Source organism: Bacillus ectoiniformans (assembly GCF_016908875.1).
Taxonomy (GTDB): domain Bacteria; phylum Bacillota; class Bacilli; order Bacillales; family Domibacillaceae; genus Bacillus_BX; species Bacillus_BX ectoiniformans.
The window spans coordinates 129,955-153,332 of sequence record NZ_JAFBES010000004.1 but is presented as its reverse complement, the minus strand read 5'-3'; the positions used below and the strand labels follow the sequence as shown (position 1 = coordinate 153,332).

22 protein-coding genes are annotated in these 23,378 nt (G+C 42.7%); 13 read left to right on the top strand and 9 right to left on the bottom strand.

Annotated features, from left to right (window positions below; translation table 11 throughout):
- Nucleotides 1–126 precede the first annotated feature (126 nt).
- The 4 genes from JOC78_RS07715 to JOC78_RS07700 all read left to right on the top strand — a co-directional run bounded on the left by JOC78_RS07715 (nucleotide 127) and on the right by JOC78_RS07700 (nucleotide 2,363).
- Nucleotides 127–1,629 (top strand): potassium/proton antiporter, encoded by a 1,503-nt coding sequence (locus tag JOC78_RS07715; protein ID WP_204553935.1) that lies wholly within the window; start codon nucleotides 127–129, stop codon nucleotides 1,627–1,629.
- Between the two features lie 101 nt (nucleotides 1,630–1,730).
- The gene (locus JOC78_RS07710) at nucleotides 1,731–1,928 is read left to right on the top strand and encodes a hypothetical protein (RefSeq protein ID WP_204553934.1); all 198 of its coding nucleotides are present in this window, start codon (nucleotides 1,731–1,733) and stop codon (nucleotides 1,926–1,928) included.
- 1 nt (nucleotide 1,929) lies between these two features.
- Nucleotides 1,930–2,073: a hypothetical protein gene (locus tag JOC78_RS07705; RefSeq protein ID WP_204553933.1), complete on the top strand. Its 144-nt coding sequence runs from the start codon at nucleotides 1,930–1,932 to the stop codon at nucleotides 2,071–2,073.
- Nucleotides 2,074–2,177: 104 nt separating this feature from the next.
- Nucleotides 2,178–2,363, top strand: a complete 186-nt coding sequence (locus tag JOC78_RS07700) for a hypothetical protein (RefSeq protein ID WP_204553932.1) — start codon at nucleotides 2,178–2,180, stop codon at nucleotides 2,361–2,363.
- Between the two features lie 391 nt (nucleotides 2,364–2,754).
- Here JOC78_RS07700 and JOC78_RS07695 read toward each other — a convergent pair whose 3' ends face one another.
- The 4 genes from JOC78_RS07695 to JOC78_RS07680 form a co-directional block, all read right to left on the bottom strand.
- Nucleotides 2,755–4,083 carry a (Fe-S)-binding protein gene (locus JOC78_RS07695; protein ID WP_204553931.1) on the bottom strand — a complete coding sequence of 443 codons (1,329 nt, stop codon included), beginning with the start codon at nucleotides 4,081–4,083 and terminating at the stop codon, nucleotides 2,755–2,757.
- Entirely contained in the window at nucleotides 4,080–5,492 is a 1,413-nt protein-coding gene (glcD, locus tag JOC78_RS07690; RefSeq protein ID WP_204553930.1) for a glycolate oxidase subunit GlcD, read from the bottom strand. Before glcD ends, JOC78_RS07695 begins: the two co-directional genes overlap by 4 nt.
- A gap of 143 nt (nucleotides 5,493–5,635) precedes the next feature.
- Nucleotides 5,636–6,028: a hypothetical protein gene (locus tag JOC78_RS07685; RefSeq protein WP_204553929.1), complete on the bottom strand. Its 393-nt coding sequence runs from the start codon at nucleotides 6,026–6,028 to the stop codon at nucleotides 5,636–5,638.
- Nucleotides 6,025–6,567, bottom strand: coding sequence for a hypothetical protein (locus tag JOC78_RS07680; RefSeq protein WP_204553928.1), 543 nt, complete (start codon nucleotides 6,565–6,567; stop codon nucleotides 6,025–6,027). The genes JOC78_RS07685 and JOC78_RS07680 overlap by 4 nt, the downstream gene beginning before the upstream one ends.
- Before the next feature lie 397 nt (nucleotides 6,568–6,964).
- Here JOC78_RS07680 and JOC78_RS07675 point away from each other — a divergent pair, with 397 nt between their 5' ends.
- The 9 genes from JOC78_RS07675 (at nucleotide 6,965) to JOC78_RS07635 (ending at nucleotide 18,293) form a co-directional block, all read left to right on the top strand.
- Nucleotides 6,965–8,446: an aldehyde dehydrogenase family protein gene (locus JOC78_RS07675; protein WP_204553927.1), complete on the top strand. Its 1,482-nt coding sequence runs from the start codon at nucleotides 6,965–6,967 to the stop codon at nucleotides 8,444–8,446.
- Nucleotides 8,447–8,458: 12 nt separating this feature from the next.
- Entirely contained in the window at nucleotides 8,459–9,835 is a 1,377-nt protein-coding gene (locus JOC78_RS07670; RefSeq protein ID WP_204553926.1) for an NAD(P)-dependent oxidoreductase, read from the top strand.
- A 39-nt stretch (nucleotides 9,836–9,874) separates the two neighbouring features.
- The gene (gene preA, locus JOC78_RS07665) at nucleotides 9,875–11,143 is read left to right on the top strand and encodes an NAD-dependent dihydropyrimidine dehydrogenase subunit PreA (RefSeq protein WP_204553925.1); all 1,269 of its coding nucleotides are present in this window, start codon (nucleotides 9,875–9,877) and stop codon (nucleotides 11,141–11,143) included.
- Between the two features lie 37 nt (nucleotides 11,144–11,180).
- On the top strand, nucleotides 11,181–12,593 hold the full coding sequence (gene hydA, locus JOC78_RS07660; RefSeq protein ID WP_204553924.1) for a dihydropyrimidinase: 1,413 nt from the start codon (nucleotides 11,181–11,183) through the stop codon (nucleotides 12,591–12,593).
- A 175-nt stretch (nucleotides 12,594–12,768) separates the two neighbouring features.
- Nucleotides 12,769–14,241 carry an NCS1 family transporter gene (locus JOC78_RS07655; RefSeq protein ID WP_204553923.1) on the top strand — a complete coding sequence of 491 codons (1,473 nt, stop codon included), beginning with the start codon at nucleotides 12,769–12,771 and terminating at the stop codon, nucleotides 14,239–14,241.
- A gap of 35 nt (nucleotides 14,242–14,276) precedes the next feature.
- Complete coding sequence (locus tag JOC78_RS07650; RefSeq protein ID WP_204553922.1) at nucleotides 14,277–14,510, top strand: hypothetical protein; 234 nt, start codon at nucleotides 14,277–14,279, stop codon at nucleotides 14,508–14,510.
- Between the two features lie 35 nt (nucleotides 14,511–14,545).
- Complete coding sequence (locus JOC78_RS07645; protein ID WP_275582016.1) at nucleotides 14,546–15,748, top strand: NAD(P)-dependent malic enzyme; 1,203 nt, start codon at nucleotides 14,546–14,548, stop codon at nucleotides 15,746–15,748.
- A 38-nt stretch (nucleotides 15,749–15,786) separates the two neighbouring features.
- Nucleotides 15,787–17,130 (top strand): aminotransferase, encoded by a 1,344-nt coding sequence (locus JOC78_RS07640; RefSeq protein WP_204553920.1) that lies wholly within the window; start codon nucleotides 15,787–15,789, stop codon nucleotides 17,128–17,130.
- An 86-nt stretch (nucleotides 17,131–17,216) separates the two neighbouring features.
- Nucleotides 17,217–18,293, top strand: a complete 1,077-nt coding sequence (locus JOC78_RS07635) for an Mrp/NBP35 family ATP-binding protein (protein ID WP_204553919.1) — start codon at nucleotides 17,217–17,219, stop codon at nucleotides 18,291–18,293.
- Nucleotides 18,294–18,509: 216 nt separating this feature from the next.
- Here the strand turns inward: JOC78_RS07635 and JOC78_RS07630 are convergent, their stop codons facing one another.
- The 5 genes from JOC78_RS07630 to JOC78_RS07610 all read right to left on the bottom strand — a co-directional run bounded on the left by JOC78_RS07630 (nucleotide 18,510) and on the right by JOC78_RS07610 (nucleotide 22,796).
- Nucleotides 18,510–19,052 (bottom strand): hypothetical protein, encoded by a 543-nt coding sequence (locus tag JOC78_RS07630; RefSeq protein WP_204553918.1) that lies wholly within the window; start codon nucleotides 19,050–19,052, stop codon nucleotides 18,510–18,512.
- Nucleotides 19,053–19,246: 194 nt separating this feature from the next.
- The gene (locus tag JOC78_RS07625) at nucleotides 19,247–20,062 is read right to left on the bottom strand and encodes an ABC transporter ATP-binding protein (RefSeq protein ID WP_204553917.1); all 816 of its coding nucleotides are present in this window, start codon (nucleotides 20,060–20,062) and stop codon (nucleotides 19,247–19,249) included.
- 104 nt (nucleotides 20,063–20,166) lie between these two features.
- The gene (locus JOC78_RS07620; protein WP_204553916.1) at nucleotides 20,167–20,436 is read right to left on the bottom strand and encodes a hypothetical protein; all 270 of its coding nucleotides are present in this window, start codon (nucleotides 20,434–20,436) and stop codon (nucleotides 20,167–20,169) included.
- Nucleotides 20,437–20,476: 40 nt separating this feature from the next.
- Nucleotides 20,477–21,610, bottom strand: a complete 1,134-nt coding sequence (gene ald, locus JOC78_RS07615) for an alanine dehydrogenase (protein WP_204553915.1) — start codon at nucleotides 21,608–21,610, stop codon at nucleotides 20,477–20,479.
- A gap of 28 nt (nucleotides 21,611–21,638) precedes the next feature.
- Nucleotides 21,639–22,796, bottom strand: a complete 1,158-nt coding sequence (locus JOC78_RS07610) for a CaiB/BaiF CoA transferase family protein (RefSeq protein ID WP_204553914.1) — start codon at nucleotides 22,794–22,796, stop codon at nucleotides 21,639–21,641.
- Nucleotides 22,797–23,378 lie beyond the last annotated feature (582 nt).

Genomic DNA, 23,378 nt, shown 5'->3' with positions numbered 1-23,378 from the left:
AGAGGTTTAAACTTATAAAAGAGGTCGGATTATTGGTGAAACATATTTGTTTGTAATAAAATTAAAGGTAAGTAATTAAAACTGTATGTCTGCAACCAACAGGAACGGACTTTAAGGGGATGGAAAATGGGTGTAATTGAAAATATTATTTTGCTATTATCCGTTTTATTGATGATAGGGGTCTTTACTGCCAAGTTTTCGACGAAATTAGGTTTGCCTGCCCTTGTGCTCTTTATTGCAGCAGGGATGGTTCTCAGCCGCTATATTTATTTTGATGATGCATGGCTGACTCAATTGATCGGAACACTCGCGCTCGTTGTCATTTTATTTGAGGGCGGGCTTCAAACTGATTTTAAGAATGTAAAAAGTGTGTATAAACCTTCTCTTGCATTGGCAACGATTGGTGTGTTTGTAACGACAATTGTGATTGGTGCAGCGGCGAAATATTTGCTCGATATTAGTTGGTTAGAAGGGATGTTGTTTGGAGCGATTGTTGGTTCGACCGATGCAGCGGCTGTGTTTAGTGTGCTCGGGAATAAAAATATTAAAAGAAGACTAACTTCTGTACTTGAAGCGGAATCAGGCACGAATGATCCGATGGCTGTATTTCTTACAATTACTCTGATTCAGTTAATTCAGGCGCCAACGTTTGAACCATTCAGTTTGTTGCTGCATTTTCTTTGGCAAATGGGAATTGGTTTATTCATGGGCTTGCTGATGGGGAAATTCTCTGTGTGGGTTATTAATAAAATCAACCTGGATTCATCTGGGCTCTATCCGGTGTTGTCCATTGCCTTAGCCATATTTGCATTCAGCACGACAACGATATTTAATGCGAGCGGATTCTTGGCTGTGTATGTGATGGCTGTTTTAATTGGAAATGCGGAGCTGACATATCGCCATTCCATTATTGGTTTTAATGAAGGATTCGCCTGGATGATGCAGATTGTCATGTTTATCTTGCTCGGCTTGCTTGTTTTTCCAAAGGATTTACTTGTTGTGGCGTGGCAAGGGATCGTATTGGCCGTCCTGTTAATGGTCGTAGCGCGTCCAGTTGGAGTCTTTGCCAGCTTAGTCTTCAGCCGATTTGATGTTCGTGAAAAGCTATTCATCTCCTGGGCAGGGTTAAAAGGGGCGGTACCGATTATTTTAGCGACGTATCCGCTAGTAGAAGGCTTAGAAAACAGCCAATTGATCTTTAATGCGGTATTCTTCGTCGTTCTGACATCTGCACTTGTCCAAGGGGCAGCCATTTCTCCGGTAGCGCAGTATTTAAAAGTGATGGGAACAAGCAAAAAGATTCAAGCGCCCCACAGCTTGGAATTAGTATCAATGGGAAAAACCAATAGTGAAATGATGGAGCTGCAAATTAATGAAGAAACCTACGTGGCGTATAAGGAAATTCAGGACATCGAACTTCCGCCGCATACGCTGATTACGGCGGTTATTCGCGGCAGCAAGCTGATTACTCCATACGGCGGAACGGTACTTAAGCCAGAGGATGTTCTCTATATTTTAGTACCTAAGAAGAGGAAGAAAGAAATAAGGGCTCTGTTTTTGAAAAAAGAAGAATGGACCACCTTCGACCGGCCGTCGATTGTTCGAACGAGAGAAGACGAGGAAGAATAAAGGGAAATCTCCGCTGGGGGTTCCTTTTTTTTTTTGTTCTGGCGAGACAAGAGGCCGCAGCACAGACACAATCGGCAGGAATATAGAAGAGTTTGGACCGAATGTGGAGGGAAACAGAAAGAATAATACCGAGATTGGAAAGAATCCAGCGTGAAATGGAAAGAATATCGCGCGAAGTGGAAAGAATGCGGCAGCGAAATAGCGGTGAATGGGTGATCGGACGGAATAAAGTGCAAACTAGAAAGAATAATAGACGAAATGGAAAGAATGTTGCCGAGATTGGAAAGAATACCGAATGAAATGGAAAGAATATCGCGCGAACTGGAAAGAATGGAGCAGCGAAATAGCGGGGAATGGATGATCGGACGGAATAAAGTGCAAATTGGAAAGAATAATAGAGTAATTGGAAAGAATGTTGCCGAGATCGGAAAAAATCCAGCATGAAATGGAAAGAATATCGCGCGAACTGGAAAGAATGGAGCAACGAAATAGCGGTGAATGGGTGATCGGACGGAATAAAGTGCAAACTAGAAAGAATAATAGACGAAATGGAAAGAATGTTGCCGAGATTGGAAAGAATACCGAATGAAATGGAAAGAATATCGCGCGAACTGGAAAGAATGGAGCAGCGAAATAGCGGGGAATGGATGATTGGACGGAATAAAGTGCAAACTAGAAAGAATAATAGTCAAATTGGAAAGAATATTGCCGAGATCGGAAAGAATCCCACATGAAATGGAAAGAATCCCGCGCGAACTGGAAAGAATGCGGCAGCGAAATAGCGGCGAATGGGTGATCAGACGGAATAAAGTGCAAACTAGAAAGAATAATAGTCAAATTGGAAAGAATATTGCCGAGATCGGAAAGAATCCCACATGAAATGGAAAGAATATCGCGCGAAGTGGAAAGAATGCGGCAGCGAAATAGCGGTGAATGGGTGATAGGACGGAATAAAGTGCAAACTAGAAAGAATAATAGTCAAATCGGAAAGAATATCGCCGAGACAGGAAAGAATCCCGCGCGAATTAGAAAGAATATCACCTCAAATAGAAAGAATGCCCCGAGTAACCTTCCCAACTCCATACAAAAAAGGCTGCTTCAGCAAAAGCAGCCTTTTTAATAACGTTATTCTATCGCCTCAAGCAGCAAGTCTACAATATGAACGGCGCGCACTTTATCGGATAGTCCTTCGCGCTCAATTCCGAGCTTCATTTGGAGCAGGCACCCAGGGTTAGCGGTCACGATGGTGTGCGCCGCTGTCTCTTTCGCTTTTTCCATTTTGTGATCGAGAATCTGCATTGACATTTCAGACTCGGTGATATTATAGATACCGGCCGAGCCGCAGCAACGATCAGCGCCTTCCATCTCTCTGAATTCCGCGCCTTCAATCGCACCCATCAGCATACGCGGAGCCATGAAAGTTTTCATGACGTTCCGCAAGTGGCATGAATCTTGATACGTTAAGATTTGCGGATTCGTAAGCTTCAGTGGGAAATTTTTATGGAAATCAAGCTCAAATAGAATTTGAGTAATATCTTTAATTTTCGCCACAAACGCTTTCGCTCGGTCCGCCCACTCAGGATCGCCTTTCAATAGGTGATCGTACTCAATCAAGAATGCACCGCAGCCGCCGGCGTTCGTTATAATATAATCCGCCTCGCATTCTTCAAAAGCGGCAATGTTTCGTCTCGCTAATTCTTTCGCGCCGTCTTTTTCACCGCTGTGGCCATGAAGTGCGCCGCAGCAAGCTTGCGTTTTAGGAATTGTAATGTCGCAACCGGCTTTTTGCAGAAGCTTCATCGTCGCGTTATTCGTTTCCATAAACATTGTATCCATTAAACAGCCGGAGAAAAAGGCAACGGTCGCCGTTTTCATCATGCCTTCAGCTTGTAAAAATGTAGGACGGTTCTTCATTTCGCGTTTGCTTGGCACTTGCGGAAGCACGCGTTCCATCGTCCGCAAGTTCTCAGGGAACAAGTTCATAAAGCCTACTTTACGTACAGCTGTTTGTAAACCGGTACGCTGATATAATCCGAGCAGGCTCGTAACTGTCACCATGCGATCTTGGTGAGGGAATAGTCCTTTAAAGACCACATTACGCAGCGCTTGAACCGGTGCAGAGAATTTCTTGTTTTGGTGAATAATGTCGCGCGCTTCTTCAAGCAGGTGACCATACTTTACACCTGATGGACAAACCGGTTCACAAGCACGGCAGCCAAGGCATAACTCTAGGGAACGCTCCACATCTTCATCCGGCTCAATTAATCCGTCTACGACCGCCTTCATTAACGCGATTCGGCCGCGCGGAGAATGGCTTTCCTGATAGCCTGATTCAATATAGGTCGGGCAGGAAGGGAGACAGAAGCCGCAGCGCATACAGTTTAATAGTTCGTTTTCATCCATCCGTGACTGAAATTCTGTTTGAATCGTCCGTTGCTCTGCTGCTGTTGTCATTTCGAGATCACCATCCGTTTACGGCTTTCTTTAGCAAACATTTTGCCAGGGTTCATAATATTTTTCGGATCAAATGAATGCTTGATCGCTTTCATGGCATTAATTCCTTCAGCACCGAGCTTCCATTCCAAGTAAGGGGCTTTCATGACACCTACACCGTGTTCTCCAGTGATGGTACCGCCAAGGTCAATTGCTTTGGCAAAAATTTCAGCAAACGCTTCTTCCACGCGTTCCATTTCTTCATGGTCACGGGCATCCGTTAAGCAAGTCGGGTGCAGGTTTCCATCTCCAGCATGGCCGAATGTACAAATATTCACGTTATGCTTAACCGCGATTTCATTGATTGCTCTTACCATTTTGGCAATTTCCGAACGAGGAACGGTCGCATCTTCTAAAATTGTGGTCGGCTTCAAGCGAGCTAATGCAGACAAGGCTGAACGGCGGGCTGTACGAAGAGCGTCCGCTTCGATTTCTGTTTGAGCTACTTGTACAGAAATCGCCATTTCGCTTTTACAGACTTCAGCCATTTTCTCCATATCACGGGCAACAACTTCTGCTGGGCCGTCTTGTTCGATTAAAAGAACCGCTTGTACATCTGTCGGCAGTCCGATTTGTGCGAAGTCTTCTACTACTTTCAATGTCGGCTGATCTAAGAATTCAAGAGTGGTAGGAATAATTTTGTTCGCAATAATCTTAGAAACCGAGCGAGCGGCTGCCTCTAAATCTTGGTATAAAGCAAGCATTGTTTGCTTCGTCTCAGGCATCGGAATCAGCTTCAATGTCGCTTCTGTTATCACGCCAAGCGTTCCTTCAGAACCCACGAATAAACGAGTTAAGTCATAGCCTGCTACGTCTTTAGCCAATTTGCCACCAGTTTTGATAATGTCTCCATTAGGAAGCACAATCTCAAGAGCCAATACGTAGTCACGAGTAACTCCATATTTCAGCCCGCGCAATCCGCCGGAATTCTCATTGATATTGCCAGCAATTGTTGAGATCTTCATGGAACTTGGATCTGGCGGATAGAATAAGCCGATTTTCTCTACGGCATGAATCATATCCAGTGTTACAACGCCTGGCTGCACCGTTACTGTTAAATTTTCTTCGTCAATTTCAAGAATTTGATTCATGTGTTTAAAAAGCAGTACAATTCCGCCTTCAGTTGGGCAAGTTCCTGCACATAGGTTGGTGCCGGAGCCGCGGGGGACGATCGGAACTTGATGTTCGCTGCAGACTTTCACAATTTCTGAAACTTCTTTTGTATTGCGCGGAGCTACAACGGCATCCGGCATTGATTGAAAATTAGGGGTCGCATCATATGAGTAAACAAGGCGGCCTGCTTTGGAATCATCCACATTCTCAGGTCCGGCAATCGCCATTAACTTTGTCTTTACTTCTTGAGAGTACATCATTATATCCTCCTGTCGTGCCTTGTTTGTCGAAAGGCATCGATTCTTCTTATCTAGTATAGAAAAGAAAGCGCTTTGAAACTATGGAGGATCATATAAAAAAAGAAGGCGAATTGCCTTCTTTTTTGTGTGTTTATATAAAATTATGATTTATTTTCTTTGTTGTATTGGTCTAATCCCTTTTTGAACAGTTCTAAAAGAATATCATGCTGTGTTTTGCTGATGACATGGTTTTTAATTTCGTTCAGTTCAGCCACAAGTTCGGCATCCAAGTGTAGGTTAACGGTTTTTCCTTTGTCTCGCGGCTTAATTTCGTATCCGCTTTCTTTTTCATTCGCATACCCTTCAAGGAGCATGCTCTCATCAAACCATTCCTTTTTAGGAATCCAGATGCATTCTCCCTCAAAAAAGATCTCCGTTAAGTCTTTGCTAAAAGAAATATCTACAGGGTACTCATTTTTCTTATTGGCTTCTTTCAGTTTTCTTGCGATCTCTTGGTTTTGGGTAGTATTTTTCAGTTTGATCCTTGCTTTCATTCTTCATCCACCTCTTGATCGGTCTTTTTCATCCACTTTTCATGGACGTTCGTTACGATGTCAAAGGAACCTTCAATTTGAAGTGTATATTCAAATGCATCCTGATTCAATGATGAATCGATAATGATGCCGATCAATGGAGAGGCACCAGGTTTGGTCACCTCTACTCGATCAAGTACTTCATAGTCCGGCTTTAGGTAACCTTTTTCATGAAGGAATTGATAGGACAGCACCTTTGGATATAAGAAGCGTTTCTTTCCTTGTTTCGTGTGCAGCGCCCAGAATTTTTCTCTCTCCTCAACGACCTCTCCTAAATAGCCTTCATCGGCCCATCGCTTGATTGTAGACATATTCACTTTCTTACCAGTGTGTTTAAAAATCAAGTCCACAATCTCTTTGGAGGAAACATATTTCTCCCGCTCTTTTTCCTGTTGATCCAGCGCTTTTAATTGCTTGCGCATGTCCTGTAAAGATTGTTTATAAAACTCAATTTTCTCTTCAGCTAGCTTTATACTCTCTTCCAATTCAGTTCTCTTCAAAAACTTTCACTTCTTCCTATGTATTTGTCATCCGTCATACCTTTTAATATATACCTACATTTTACAACACAAACACCATTTATTGGTGAACAGAGTTCGACAAATCTCGAAATTTTAAAAATGGGGTCAGTCCCTCGCTGCTTTAAAGCGGCGGGGGACTGACCCCTAAACTACAATATCTAATTGAGAAGCGATATCAATTATAAATGATGAATAAAATTAATTCAATATTTAATATAATAAAATGCAATCAATAGTATTGACAAAGTATTTTTAATATCATACTATTCTAATTAAGAATATTAAGAAAATTCAACAAGCACTCTTTTACGAAAGGGGACTCACAGCGACGGTTCAAATTCAAAACCAATGATTTTTAGAATTTGGAGGGTGAAAAATGACAGTAACACAAAAAACAAAAACGTATAACAACTATATCGGGAATGAATGGGTTCCTTCACAGACTGGTGAAACATTCACGGTCACGAACCCAGCAGATCAGCGCATCGAACTTGGAATTTGCCAGCAGTCAGATGAAACAGATGTGAAAGCAGCTGTAGATGCAGCGAAAAAAGCACTAAAAAGCTGGAAAACGGAAGCAGCTCCAGAGCGAGGACAATACATTCTTCGCGCTGCTAGCTATATAGAAAACCGCTCAGAGGAATTTATTGAGCAGCTCATTAAAGAAGTAGGGAAATCTTACGCGGATGCGAAAGCGGAAGTGGTAAGAACGATCAGAGCGATGAGGTTCTTGGCTGGTGAAGCTGAACGTTTGACTGGTGAAACGATCCCATCTTGGGACAAAGAAATTATTGGTTACACAAAACGAGAAGCTATTGGAGTTGTAGGGGTGATTACACCTTGGAATGTTCCATTGGCGATTGCGGCTTGGAAGATTGCGACCGCTCTATCATGCGGATGTACAGTCATCTTTAAACCATCAAGCCAAACACCTCTTGTCAGCCTATGGCTGGTAGAAGCTTATCAGGATGCAGGATTGCCTGCCGGAGTTCTTAACTTTGTAACAGGACCTGGACGCGCAGTTGGAAATGCCATTGCGAATCACCCAGATATTAAAGCGATCAGTTTCACAGGCTCTAACGGAGTAGGACTAGGAATCAATCAATTAGTGGCTAAACGAGGCGGACGCTTCCAGGCAGAGATGGGCGGTAAAAACCCATTTGTTGTACTAGAAGATGCTGATTTGGAACTTGCTACAGATCATGCCATTGCCGGCGGATTTGGAGAAAGCGGACAAAGATGTACAGCGACAAGCCGGATTATCGTTTTGAAAGCGATTGCAGAAGAGTTTATCGCATTGCTTAAGAAAAAAGTAGATGCATTAAATGTTGGAAACCCATTGAATGAAACGTCTCAAATGGGACCTGTTATCGATCAAGGGTCTATGGAAAGTGTCCTTAATTACATTGAAATTGCCAAAAAAGAAAATGGCGTTTTAGTATCTGGAGGCGAGCGCCTAACAAATGGTGATAATGCGCATGGATTCTTTGTTGCACCGACGCTTTTCCGTGGAATCACACCGGACATGACCATTGCTCAAGAAGAAATTTTCGGTCCAGTCATCAGCATTATGGAAGCAGAAGATTTCGATCAAGCGATGGAGTGGGCGAACAATGTGGAATATGGTCTATCTTCAACTATTTATACGAATGATTTAGAAAGAGCTATGGTATTTATCAACAGTATTGAAGCTGGTTTTACCCATGTGAATATGCCTTCTACTTATAGCGAACCTCAATTCCCATTTGGCGGAATCAAAGCAACAGGCATTGGCGGTGTTCGTGAAGTAGGAAGTACAGCTGTTGATTTCTATACAGAATATAAAACTGTTTATATTAAACCGCATGCAAAAAGGTGAGGAGGGTCAATTATGCATTTAAACCGAGTAAAGAATAAGAAGATTTCTGTAGAAGATTTAACATTGAACTTTCGTGAGATTGAGCCAGCGTTAACAGAAACAGAGGCCATTAACGAGTCCAATCGCTGCCTTTATTGTTACGACGCTCCATGTATTAAAGCTTGTCCGACAAGCATTAATATTCCTTCTTTCATTAAGAAAATTGCTTCTGGCAATTTAAAAGGGTCTGCAAAAGTCATTATGGAAGCCAATCCAGTGGGGGCAAGCTGTGCACGTGTTTGTCCAACAGAAGAGTTATGTGAAGGAGCTTGCGTACTAAATGATGCCTCTCTTCCTATTATGATTGGTAACTTGCAGCGCCATGCAACAAACTGGGCCATTCAAAATAATGAACAGTTATTTGAAGCAGGCGAAGCAAACGGTCAAACAGTTGCGATCGTTGGCGGCGGACCAGGCGGATTGTCAGCAGCGCGTGAATTGGCGCGTCTTGGCTACCAAGTAACGATCTTTGAAGCAAAAGAAAAAGCGGGTGGATTGGATACATTCGGAATTGTTTCCTTCCGTTTACCGCAAGAAGTTTCCCTATGGGAAGTTGAACAAGTTGAAAATCTTGGTGTAGAAATCCGCACAAACACAATGGTCGGCCGTGATATCTCTGTAGAAGAGATCGTCAATGGCTATGACAAAGTTGTTCTTGCGATCGGGATGTCTAAAGTGCCAATGCTTGGCATTGAAGGCGAAGATGCAGATGGCGTATACGACGCAATTGATTGGGTGGAAAGCACAAAAACACCACCGCTTGATCAGCAATTCATCGGCAAGAAGATCGTGGTTGTTGGTGCCGGTAATACAGCGATTGATGCGGCTACGTGTTCTGTCCGCTTAGGCGCAGGAGACGTGAAAATGGTTTACCGCCGTACAGAAGCAGAAATGACGGCTTATGAGTTTGAATATGAATTTGCGAAGCAGGACGGCGTTGAATTCAGATGGCTGACACAGCCGGTTAAGATTCTGAAAGACGCACAAGGCAAAGTTGAAGGCTTGCAATGTGTCCGCATGGAGCTTGGAGAACCGGATGAATCAGGCCGTCGTCGCCCAGTTGCTGTGGAAGGTTCAGAATTTACGATCGAAGCGGATGCAGTGATTAAAGCGATTGGTCAAACTCGTTACGTCAATTTGATTGAAGAGTTCGGTCTTGAGCATAATTGGGGAATTGTCAAGATCAATATGGACACGTACCAAACATCTAATCCAAAAATTTACGCAGTGGGCGATGTTATTTTTGGAGACGGACAAGGCGATGCGATGGTTGTAACAGCAGCTAACCAAGGTAAATTAACTGCTCACTCGATTCATCAGGAATTCATTAACCAACAAGTAACTGTATAAAACGATAAATCAACTTAAAAAAAGGCAGGAGGAATTCGAATGGCAGACTTACGCGTGAATTTTGCCGGCATTAAAGCACCAAATCCTTTCTGGTTAGCTTCAGCGCCGCCGACAAACACAGGGTATCAAGTACAACGAGCTTTTGAAGCAGGCTGGGGAGGAGCCGTGTGGAAAACACTAGGCGATCCAATCTTAAACGTTTCATCTCGTTTTGCGGGAACGAACTTTAACGGACAGCGTGTCGCAGGATTCAATAATATTGAGTTAATTACAGACCGTCCGCTAGAAGTGAACTTAAAAGAAATCTATGAAACGAAAAAACGTTTCCCAGATCATGCTGTCATTGCTTCTCTAATGGTTGAGCCTAAGCAAGAAAAATGGCATGAAATCGTAAAGAAAGCGGAAGCAGCAGGTGTTGATGGCTTAGAACTAAACTTCGGCTGTCCGCACGGAATGGCTGAGCGTGGAATGGGAGCGGCATCTGGCCAAGTTCCTGATTTGGTTCAAAAACAAACAACTTGGGCGAAAGAAGTAGCTCAAACACCAGTTATCGTTAAGTTAACACCAAACATTACAGATATCACAGCTACAGCTTATGCGGCTGTTCAAGGCGGAGCTGATGCGATCAGTATGATCAATACGATCAACAGCTTAGCTGGAGTAGATCTTGATTCATGGAAAACGTTCCCGAATGTTGCTGGTAAAGGGGCTCACGGTGGTTACTGTGGACCAGCTGTTAAACCAATTGCCTTAAACATGGTGGCAGAATGTGCCCGTCATAAGGATATCAACTTGCCGATTTCTGGTATGGGTGGAGTTTCTGATTGGAAAGATGCGGTTGAATTTATGCTTATGGGCGCAGGAAGCGTTCAAGTATGTACAGCAGCGATGCATCATGGATTCAGCATTGTTGAAGACATGATCGATGGCTTAAATAACTACTTAGACAGCCGTCAAATTGCAACTGTAGAAGGCATTATTGGTAAATCAGTAAGCAATTATTCTGACTGGGGCAACTTGGACCTTAACTACAAAGTCGTGGCGCGCATTAACAATGATACTTGCATCAACTGTAATAAGTGCCATATCGCTTGTGAAGACACGTCTCACCAATGTATTGATATGTTAACGTCTGAAAACGGAAATGCCTACCTTGAAGTTCGTGAAGAAGATTGCGTAGGCTGTAACCTATGTTCAATCGTCTGCCCGGTTGATGGCGCGATCGACATGGTTGAAATTCCGAACGGAGAGCCAATGACTTGGAACGAGCGTCAAAAAGCAATCCAGCTTCCAGTTTGTAATTCATAATACTTAGATTTTCAATACGACAAGGAGGAATAGAGTAATGAAGAAACTCATTAAGAACGGAACAGTTGTCACAGCAACAGATCAATATGAAGCTGATGTGCTCATTGAAGACGGTAAGATTACAGCGATCGGATCGAATTTGAGTGATAAAGCGGATGAAGTCATCGATGCCAAAGGTGCGTACCTTTTCCCAGGTGGAATTGATCCCCATACGCATTTAGATATGCCATTTGGCGGGTCCGTTACTTCCGATGATTTTGAAACGGGAACGATTGCAGCTGCTTATGGCGGTACGACAACGATCATCGATTTCTGTTTGACGAATAAAGGGGAGCCGTTAAAAAACTCTATTCAAACTTGGCATGATAAATCAAAAGATAAAGCGGTTATCGATTACGGATTCCACTTAATGATCGGTGAAGTAAACGATGCCGTATTGAATGAAATTCCTGAGATTATTGAAGACGAAGGAATCACTTCTTTTAAAGTATTCATGGCCTACAAAAATGTTTTCCAAGCGGATGATCAGACATTATTCCGCACACTGTTAACAGCGAAAGAGCATGGCGCGCTCGTTATGGTTCATGCTGAAAACGGAGATGTCATTGATTATCTAGTAAATGAAGCGTTAGAAAAAGGCAACACGGATCCAATTTATCATGCATTAACAAGACCTCCTGAAGTAGAGGGAGAAGCGACAGGACGTGCTGCTCAGTTAACGGGTCTAGCTAACTCGCAATTATACGTCGTTCACGTATCTTGTGCGGAAGCTGTAAAGAAAATTGCAGAAGCACGTCAAAAGGGCTATCAAGTTTGGGGAGAAACTTGCCCACAATACTTGGTGCTTGATCAAACGGACTTGGAAAAACCGAACTTTGAAGGTGCAAAATATGTATGGTCCCCGCCTCTGCGTGAGAAGTGGAACCAAGAGGTATTATGGAATGCCTTGAAAAATGGCCAGCTTCAAACATTAGGATCTGATCAATGCTCTTTCAACTTCAAAGGTCAAAAAGAATTAGGTAAAGGTGACTTTACGAAGATTCCAAATGGCGGACCGATCATTGAAGACCGTTTCAGCCTATTCTTCTCTGAAGGCGTGAAAAAGGGCCGGATTACGATCAATCAATTTGTTGATATTGTTTCTACTCGCACAGCCAAGCTATTTGGGTTATTCCCTCAAAAAGGCACAATTGCTGTTGGAAGCGATGCAGATATCGTTATCTTTGATCCGAACCAAGAACGAACAATTTCAGTTGATACGCACCATATGAATGTGGATTATAGCGCGTTTGAAGGAATGGAGATCACTGGAGAGCCTGTATCTGTTCTATCTCGCGGAGAATTCGTTATTAAAGATAAGCAATTTGTCGGCAAGCCGGGCAATGGCCAATATCTAAAGAGAAAACGTTACGAAAGCCAAACAGAAATACCTGAGAAAGTTCTTCAATAGTAGTTGCCAATGGTTAGGAATCAGCATCTTCCGAGGGATGCTGATTTCCTGCAAAAAATGAAGTCTTTAAAGGAATGTAACACTGCAGCCAAAAGGAAGGAATCATTCCTTCCTTTTATTTACCCATCACCGACAATTCCTTAAACAGCCTTTAATATAAAAAAGGAGAATTGTGATGAAAAAAAATGATAAGTACTTAAAGTCTCCCGATTTACTTCCAATCGCTCATAAGGATCGAAGCATTAGTACTTTTGGTTTCTCTGTATTATGGGTAGGGATGGCGGTCGTTTTAGCAGCTTTTGCTTTGGGCGGTGCAGGTGTTCAATCTATGCCATTAATATGGGTGCTATTAGCATCACTGATAGGCTGTGTAGCAATCGGTTTATTAATTACTTTAATAGCAGATATCGGGATTGAACATGGCGTGTCGTTTCCGATCTATCTAAGAGCTCCATTCGGTACGGTTGGAACACACATCCCATCACTTTTGCGCGGGCTTGCTGCCTCGATCTGGTTTGGGATTAACTCGTATTTCGGAGCCGCGGCGATTAACGGAATCTTGAATGTCTTAACAGGATTTGATAACTGGTTTATCTGTTTCTTCCTATTTGTAGTCGTTCAAGTAGTTAACACGTCCATCGGGATTAAAGCCGTTGAAAAGTTTGCAGATTTAGCTGCACCAACGATCATTCTCATTTCGTTATGGATGTACTACACGTTAGTGGATACAGCTGATGCAGCTGGTAAAGATGTATGGTCTTGGGTAGAGAGCCCAGCTTCAGGTGCCGTTCTATTTACAGCGTTCTTAACAGTGGTATTCGGCAACATGGGGTACTGGTCTACTTTAGCCGCAGATATTTCTTCGCTTTCAAGGTTTATCAAAGCTCCACAGTATGAAAAGAATTGGTTTAAGAGAAACAAAGGAGCACTCGTTGGGAGTGTAGTCGCTCTGCCGTTAACACAAACATTTGTTGTAGCTATTGGCGGTGTGGCGTATATCGCTGTAGGAAACTATGATCCGATTGTTGCTTTGCAAGAATCAGCCAGTGGAATTGTCTTAGCGATCCTGTTGTTAATGATCGTCTTTGCTCAGTGGTCTACGAATACAACAGCAAACTTAGTGCCAGCAGGAACCATTTTCTCAAATGTGGGAGGCCCAAAGGTTCCATTCTATGCAGGTGTTATTATCGCAGGGATCATCGGAATGGTGACACAGCCTTGGAATCTATTCAATATGCTGATTCCATTCTTGCTAGTTATCGGCGGTGTCTTATCAGCGATCGTAGGAATTTTGTTTGCTGATTATTACTTGCTTCGTAAACGCCGGGTCAATGTACCAGACTTATATGAATATGACGGTCAATTCCGTTATCATATGGGAATCAACTGGGCAGGAATGATTTCTTGGGCAGTTGGAGGCACAGCAGCTGTGATCTTCTCCAATTACTCATTTGTCGTAGGATTCGGATTAGCGGCTGTTTGCTACTACGTACTAACAAAGTTCTGGTGGTTCAAATTGTACAAACAAGCTGAAATTGAAGAACCAAGCGATGAAAAATATCTAGGAATTACGGTTGGACGGGATTGGAAAATTGTCACGGATGAAGAAATGATCACTGAAGAACAAACTGTTATTGAAAATGTCTGATTATTCTGTATTTAACTGTTGGGAGGAAAATAAACATGTCATCATATAAAGAGTTTTTAGAAGAAAAATTAAAAATTGATGAATTGCTGGAGAAAGGTTACAAGATTGCTGGTGTGAATGAAACATTAAGCGGCGCATTCGTTGAATTCGACCGTCCATTGAATGATCTTAGCCAAGCGGAAAAAGTGGAGCTTCATATTTTAACGGCTGATGCACGCAAGTATTTCTCTAACATTATTATTGCTGAACAAAAAAAGGCGATGGCTTAACACCATTATAAAAAGAGGAGTGACGCTACTTGAATATGAAAGAGAAGGCTCTAGCGCTTCATAAACAATATACCGGAAAGCTTAATGTTGGTATTAAAATGCCAGTTGAGAATTCAGAGGATTTAAGTTTAATCTATTCACCAGGCGTTGCTGAACCGTGTAATGAGATTGCCATCGATGAAGAAAAACTATACGACTACACCATTAAAGGGAATTTCGTGGCAGTGGTTTCGGATGGCTCAGCTGTATTGGGACTGGGAGACATTGGTCCTGGAGCCTCCATGCCCGTCATGGAAGGAAAAAGCGCCCTGTTTAAAATGTTTGGAGGAATTGATGCGATTCCGCTTTGTTTGGATACGAACGATGTCGACAAGATCGTTGAAACAGTCAAATTGCTTGAACCGACATTTGGCGGAATTAATTTAGAAGATATTTCAGCTCCAAGCTGCTTTGAGATTGAAGAACGACTGAAACAAGAAATGAACATTCCTGTGTTTCACGATGATCAGCATGGCACAGCGATTGTCACCGCGGCTGGTTTAATCAATGCGTTAAGTGTTGTGAAGAAAAACCTTCGCGATATTAAAGTAGTGGTGAACGGAGCTGGTGCAGCAGGTGTCGCAGTCGTTAAGCTGCTTTTATCCATGGGAGTCAAGGAGATCATTTTATGTGATTCTAAGGGTGCTATTTTTGAAGGGCGAACGTATCGGATGAATCCGATGAAAGAAGAACTGGCCAGACAAACGAATAAAGATCGCCTAGAAGGATCTTTGGATGATGTGATTGCAGGTTCTGACGTATTCATTGGTGTATCTGTTGCGGGAGCTTTAACTCAGGACATGGTAAGGAAGATGAATAAGGATTCGATCATTTTTGCCATGGCTAATCCTGATCCTGAAATTTTGCCGGAGGATGCGAAAGCAGCAGGTGCCCGAGTAGTGGGTACTGGCCGGTCAGATATGCCGAATCAAGTCAATAATGTCTTAGCCTTTCCAGGAATATTCAGAGGAGCTCTTGATGTCCGGGCTAAGGAAATCAATGAGGAAATGAAAGTCGCAGCCGTGTATGCGATCGCGGAAATCGTTGATTCACACGAAGTGAACGAGGACTATGTCATCCCATCGCCATTCGATGAGCGCGTTGTGGCACGAGTTGCCAGCGCCGTAGCGAAAGCAGCCATCGCGAGCGGTGCTGTAAACAAGACGAAAGTTCAAAAAGAACCACTTTTAACACAATAAAGTTAGCTAATTAAATGAAATGGACTGGGGGTCATTCCATGCAAGTACAAACAGAAACAAAATCACTTGCCGAAAAAGATAAAGCGCATTTATGGCATTCAATGTCAAAATTTAATGCAAATGCAAACCCGATGATCGCGGCTGAAGGGGAAGGTTCATGGTTTAAAGACATGGAAGGGAAGAAGTATTTAGATGGAGTTTCCGGTCTGTGGTGTTTAAATCTTGGGCATGGCCGCAAAGAAATCGCACAAGCGGCCTACGAGCAAATGGTGAATATTTCTTATTTCCCATTAACAGCGAGCCATGTGCCGGGGATTGAACTGTCGACAAAGATCAGTGAACTATTAAAAGCACCATATACGACATATTTCTCAAACAGCGGGTCAGAAGCGAATGAAGTGGCCTTCAAAATTGCCCGCCAATACCATGTGCAAAATGGAAATCCAGGCAAGTATAAATTTATTTCTAGATACCGTGCGTACCATGGATCTACACTTGGCGCGTTAAGCGCAACGGCACAAGCAAACCGTAAACAGAAGTACGGCGCGAGTGCTCCTGGATTCTTGCATGTTCCGCCGCCGTACAGCTATCGAAGCACATTTGAAAATGATTTGGCAGCAGCCGATTATATCGATGAAGTGATCACTTGGGAAGGTCCTGAAACAGTAGCAGGCTTTATATTAGAGCCATTTATTTCAGGCGGTGGGGTGCTGATCCCATCGAAAGCCTACTTGACGAGAGTAGCTGAAATTTGTAAAAAGCACGATGTTCTATTAATAGTAGATGAAGTAGTTTCAGGTTTTGCGAGAACAGGTGAAATGTTCGGCTTCATGCACTCAGAAGGCGTACAGCCAGACATTGTTACAATGGCTAAAGGCTTAACGGCTGGCTACTTGCCGCTCGGAGCCACAGCTGTTCGCACAGAAATTTACGATAAGTTTAAAGAAGAAGGCGACAAAGAGCATTTCCGTCATGTCTCTACATTTGGCGGACACCCAGCAGCTTGTGCTGTCGCATTAAAAACCATTGAAATCATTGAGAAGGAAAATATTGTGCAGCGCGTGGCTGAAGCCGGACCGTCTGTGCTAAATGATTTAAAATCTCTTGAATCATTGGATATCGTCGGAGAAGTTCGCGGAGTAGGGTTCTTGTTTGGTATTGAACTCGTTCAAGATAAGAAAACAAAAGCACCTGCTACTGATGAGCTTGTCGGCAAGATCATTGCGACTTGCAAGGAGAGAGGATTGATTGTCGGCCGTAATGGTGACACCGTTCCAGGCTATCAAAATATCCTGATCATTGCGCCGCCGCTGTCTTCTACAGATGAAGATTTAGAATTCCTGACAGATACAGTGAAAGCTGTTATACGCGAAAATAGCTAATCTATGAATGGTGAGCATGAGGTCAGATCAATGTCTGATTCCATGCTCACCATTATTATAAAAACAACGAGAAGGGATGGAGAAGAATGTTAACAAAAGAGAAAGTTCTTAAACTAGCAGGAATGATTCAAGATCCTATTTTACATAAAAGCGTGCAGGTGAAGGAAGTCAAGATCAAAGAAAACTATGTAGGCTTGAAAGTAGGACTTTCTAAAACAGGCACACCTCAGCAGCTGGAAATTCAGCAAAAGCTGGTAGACCTTCTGAAAGAAGCGGGCGCAGAGTCAGTGGGCTTGCGTTTTGAACAGCTGACTTTAGAAGAGTTGACGCCTGATGAAGCAAAGAAAGTAAATCCAGGAGTACCTCCGCTTTTGTCCCCCAACAGTAAAACAGCCTTCATTTCCATCGCAAGCGGCAAGGGAGGCGTAGGCAAATCCACAGTATCATCGAATTTAGCCGTAGCCTTGAGCCGCCTTGGCAAAAAAGTCGGTCTGATCGATGCCGATATTTATGGGTTTAGCATTCCGAATATGATGGGTATAGAGAGAAGACCTGAGATTGTGAACGATAAAATCATTCCGCCAGAACGTTTTGGTGTGAAGGTGATGTCCATGGCATTCTTCAGTGAAGATAATTCACCAGTATTATGGCGCGGACCGATGCTTGGCAAAATGTTAAACAGCTTTTTTACCGAAGTGAACTGGGGCGAACTAGACTATTTGCTTCTAGATCTGCCACCGGGAACAGGGGATATCGCTTTAGATGTTCACAGCAAACTGCCTACATCGAAAGAGATTATTGTGACAACCCCACATCCAACAGCTGCCCACGTAGCCGTTCGTGCAGGTAAAATGGCGTTGAAAACGAACCATGAAATCCTTGGGGTTATTGAAAATATGTCTTACTTCCAAAGCGAAGAAACAGGCAAACCAGAGTACGTGTTTGGCCGCGGAGGCGGAGAAACATTAAAGAACGAGCTTGCGACCGACCTATTCGGCCAGCTGCCGCTTGCTCAGCCAGATGAAAACAGTGCGGATTCTTCGAGATCCATTTACGGAGCCGATCATCCAGTTGGAAAAGTCTACGAATCCATTGCTTCTAGAGTCGCTGCTAAAGTAGAAATGGAACAATTCGCAGATGCGGTTCTTGAAGGGATGAAGTAAGAATACGGAAGATGTTTAGGAAGGAGCGACAGGTTAAGTATCTAAGCTTTTAACTAATGGAGGGTATTTGACCTAAGCTCCTACTAATTCTCGTACGAATTTTTAAACGTCCAGAACTGTAGTTGGCTTCAACTTGGAGAGACTGATGATTTTATTGCAAAAAAAAGAAGACAAGGCAGTCTAAACTTTCTTGTACTTCCATTTAACTATTTATTGTTATAGGATGTTTTTTACTTTTAAATCATTGATGTTAAAGGCTAGATCAATCTCTATGTTATCTATTTGAGAGTCCTGATCATAAATAATGTAATAAATAATCTCTTCGTTAATGTGATAGACGATGCCATCGTAAGAGTGATGCAATAAGTATTCTTTAATGGCTTCACCAATTTGTTTGGAAATTTCAGATTTATTTTCTTTCAGCTGCTCCTCAAGAAAACCGGTATCTCCGTATTTCCAATTAATGGCCGTACGGCGCAAGCGGCTTTCGCTATATTGATAGTTCAAAATAAAAGGATGGTTAAAGCTGATTTTTTGCTTCAATACGACTGCCTGTTCCTCATTCTCTGCTTCCGCATGGCAAAAAGCATACTGAGCTGCTAGTTCCACATCGTTAATGAGATAAATACCTGAACCAAACAATGATCTTGCAGCGACACCATTATCAAAATCTCTGGATTCATTTCGGTCATACCTCTGCTGATTGACTACCACTTCCGCTTCTTTTAAACTCACACCTCTATATGCTGTTCTCTTCATTATATACAACCTCCCACCAATATTTTAATATGCATTGTTGTCTATCTATCTTTATCTCTATTTTTAGCAGGGACTGACTTTTTTAATTTGCGGTTTATTTCTAATATACAGAAAATGGAAAGCGCTTTCATTTAGAGAGCCCATTATTTTTTTGTTTAACGAAATAATGGGGGATCATAAATCCTCTTTAACTATTATACCTTATTTTTTGATTTAATTCTGATCCATGGACGGTCATCTTCCCAAGTAAGAGAAACTGGAAGCTGGAATGTCTGCTCGAGTACCTCTTCATTCAGAACGGCATTCTTTTCTCCTGCAGCCACAATATTGCCTTTGCTAATTAATAAAGCATGTGTAACTGAAGGGACTAATTCTTCAATATGATGAGTCACATATAACAAAGTAGGGCCCCCAGGCTGTGAGATCATGTCTTCAATGGTAGATAGCAATTCTTCTTTCGCATAGATGTCTAATCCATTGCAAGGTTCGTCTAGAATTAAAAGACGAGGAGACGACATTAATGCCCTTGCAATCATCACTTTTCTTTTTTCACCTTGAGATAGGGAAGCGAATGCTTGGTCAGCTTTATGAGTGATTCGCAGCTTTTCAAGCAGCTGAGTTGCTTTTGTCATGTCTTCATCAGTGATCTCATCGAACAAACCGACAGACGCATGCTTTCCGCTTAATGTGACTTCAAGTGCCGTATCTCTCGGGCGAGTTTGGAATTTATCATCTAAAGAAGTGCTTACCCAGCCAATCGATTTACGCAATTCCGGGATGTTAACTGAACCGAATCGATGGCCCAATACATGAATGCTGCCGCCATTTGGCCATTGATATCCCGTAATCATTTTCAAAATAGATGTCTTGCCGGACCCATTTAAACCTAATACTGCCCAATGCTCGCCTGTTTGTACATTCCAAGAAACATGGTTTAAGATATTCCGTCCTTCACGTTTCCACACAATGTCCTCCAAGCGGATGACATCACAGTTGTTTGATTCGTTCATTCCTGTATCCTCCTATGCATCTTTCAACAGATGGTTGTTTTAATATATATTTGCTATAGAAATCAAAAATCCTTCATTTGTTAGAAAATTCAATAAAAAATATTTCAGGAACGGTGCAGCTGATTGATTTTGTGCTGCTGATTAAATGCGTAAAGCTGCTGACATATTCCTGAAGTCGCTGGGAGGTGGACAAAGGGCGAATCGCCGATAGAATTCGCGAAGCCGCCGATAGAATCCACAAAGCAGCCGAAAGAGCATCCTACACCGCCGATAGAACGACAAAATTCGCCAGTTACGCGTCTGTCACCGCCAAAATCAAGCTTCATAAGCAAGAATCCAGCAACAATATGAAAAAACGGCTCTAAAGAGTGCACTCCTCGATGGGGGACACTGCTTCTGAGCCGCTTATATTCATTATTTTACTTGAAGTACGGCTTTCATGGCTTTTTCAACTGGAACGTAATCGAAGCCTAGGTCTTGTGCGACTGCTTCATACGTGATTTCACCGTTTGCCACATTGACGCCAAGAGCAAGGGCTGCGTTTTCTTCCACTGCAAGTTGCACACCTTTATTGGCAATCTGCAGCCCGTATGGAACAGTTACATTTGTTAAGGCAATCGTTGACGTTCGAGGAACAGCTCCAGGCATATTGGCCACTGCATAATGAACAACACCATGCTTTTCATACGTTGGGTTGTCATGTGTCGTAATATGATCCACCGTTTCAAAAATACCGCCTTGATCAATGGCAACGTCTACAATGACAGAGCCAGGAGACATGGATTTCACCATTTCTTCCGTTACTAGTTTAGGCGCTTTAGCACCTGGAATTAATACGGCGCCAATGACTAGGTCTGAATCCTTCACGGCATCCGCAATATTCAGCGGATTAGACATTAACGTTTGAATAGAGGAGCCGAAGATATCTTCTAACTGGCGAAGACGGTCGGCGCTTAAATCCACAATCGTTACATCCGCACCAAGACCAGCCGCTATTTTCGCTGCATTGGTTCCGACGACACCGCCACCGATAATGGTGACTTTACTTTTTCGAACGCCAGGAACGCCGCCTAACAGAACACCTTTTCCGCCTCTTGGACGTTCAAGGAATTGCGCGCCAATTTGTGCCGACATTCTTCCGGCCACCTCACTCATTGGCGTTAGTAGTGGCAATGTACGGTTCACTGAAACTGTTTCATAGGCAATTGCTGTCACGCCGTTTTCTTTCAGTGCTTTCGCAAGGGCTGGTTCAGCAGCCAGGTGAAGGTAGGTAAATAAAATCAGCCCCGGACGGAAATAGCCGTATTCCGATTCAATCGGTTCTTTTACTTTCATGACCATATCCGCTTGTGCCCAAACATCCTTCGCGTCAGCCGCGATTGTTGCGCCAGCTTCGATATAATCTTCGTTAGTAAATCCGCTTCCAAGACCGGCATCTTGCTCAATAAGAATGGAATGATTCGCTTGTGTAAAAGCTACAACGCCAGCTGGTGTAAGTGACACTCGGTTTTCATTGTTTTTAATTTCTTTAGGAATTCCAATTAACATTTATTTTTCCTCCATCACATCTATATTTTTATTTAACGGCTTCATCCAAGGAATAGCCAAGTTCTTGCAAAATAGCTTCCGTATGTTCTCCAAGACTTGGCGGTGAGCTAGTAATTCTGCCTGGAGTTCTGGAGAATTTCACAGGTGTGCCAAGCATTTTCACTTTTCCTAACACAGGGTGGTCATTTTCAACAACCATTTCCCGGTCTTTCATGTGAGGGTCCTCAAGAATATCAGAGAACTTATTCACAGGTCCGCATGGGATTTTGACACTTTCAAACATTTCTAGCCATTTCGCCGATGGCTGAGTACGGAATGTTTCCTGCAGCAAGCTGATTAATTCATTGCGGTTGCTGACTCGCAGCGGATTCGTCTGGAATTTCGGATCATTTAGCTCATCCATGTTCATGACACTGACGAATTTTTCCCAAAGACCGTCATTACCGACCGCAAGAATAAAGTGTCCGTCCGCAGACTCAAACGCTTGATAAGGAACAATATTCGGATGTTCACTGCCGAGCGGTTCCGGATTTTTGCCGGAAGCGAAGTAGTTGCCTGCCAGATACGTTTGCCAAGAAACGATGGTATCTAGGAGAGACACATCAATCCATTGACCTTCTCCTGATTTTTCCCGTTCTAATAAAGCTGCGAGAATGCCAAATCCAGCCCACATACCCGTTCCTACATCAGCTAGTGAAAACCCAGCTTTTGTCGGCGGTCTTCCAGCTTCTCCCGTCACGGACATTAATCCGCCCATTCCTTGTGCCAGCACATCATATCCCGGCTTTTGAGCGTAGGCGCCCGTTTGTCCGAAACCAGAAATAGAGGCTAGAATGATTTTCGGATTATGCTTCTTTAACACGTCATACCCGATATTTAAGCGATCGATGGTACCGGGACGGAAATTCTCGACAACCACATCTGCCTTTTCAACCAGTTTTAAAAAGATTTCCCGATCCGTATCTTTTTTCAAGTTAAGAACGAGACTTTTTTTATTTCTGTTTACACTTAAAAAGTAGGCGCTCTCATTTTCTACGAAAGGAGGACCCCATTGTCTAGTATCATCACCTTGAGGACTTTCAATCTTAATCACTTCTGCGCCTAAATCAGCTAATGTCATTGTGCAGTATGGCCCGCTTAAGATCCGTGTTAAATCAACAATTTTAATGCCTTCTAATGCTGACATGTCATCATCTCCTTTTAAATTAGGCTTTCTTTTTTCAACGAATGATTGGGTTCCTTCAGGAAAATCTACAGGTTCTGTACGTAAGGCATTCCTGTATCCCACGGAAAGGAAATTGTGGGGAAATGGTAGGCGATGATCCGTTTAATGATTAAATATGTGAATATTCAGTAATTTACAGCGGTCAGGTAATCAGACACGGACAGGCAGTTAGTCCATGCTTCATATAGAAGAGATTTAACTGCCTAAATGCCTGATTAGTTAATCAAACGAACAGTAGGGGATGTACATAACTCCAAGGGATAGAGATGCACCAATAAATTGTCGACAATCGACCTTGTGACCATCGTAATATATTTTCTAGTGCAATGCAATATATTTTTTAAAATATTATAAATATTATAAAATTAATATATCTAATCACGCAATCATTTTATTTAAAAATAAAAATAAATGCATTTTTGGTAAATAATAAACTGCTTTTCATGTGAAAGCAGCTTTACTCATGAGAGGTGCGCCAGTTGAAATCAGAGAGATTCTTTCTGGTTCTAGCAGAATTCTTTCCAAATTAGCTAATAATCTTTC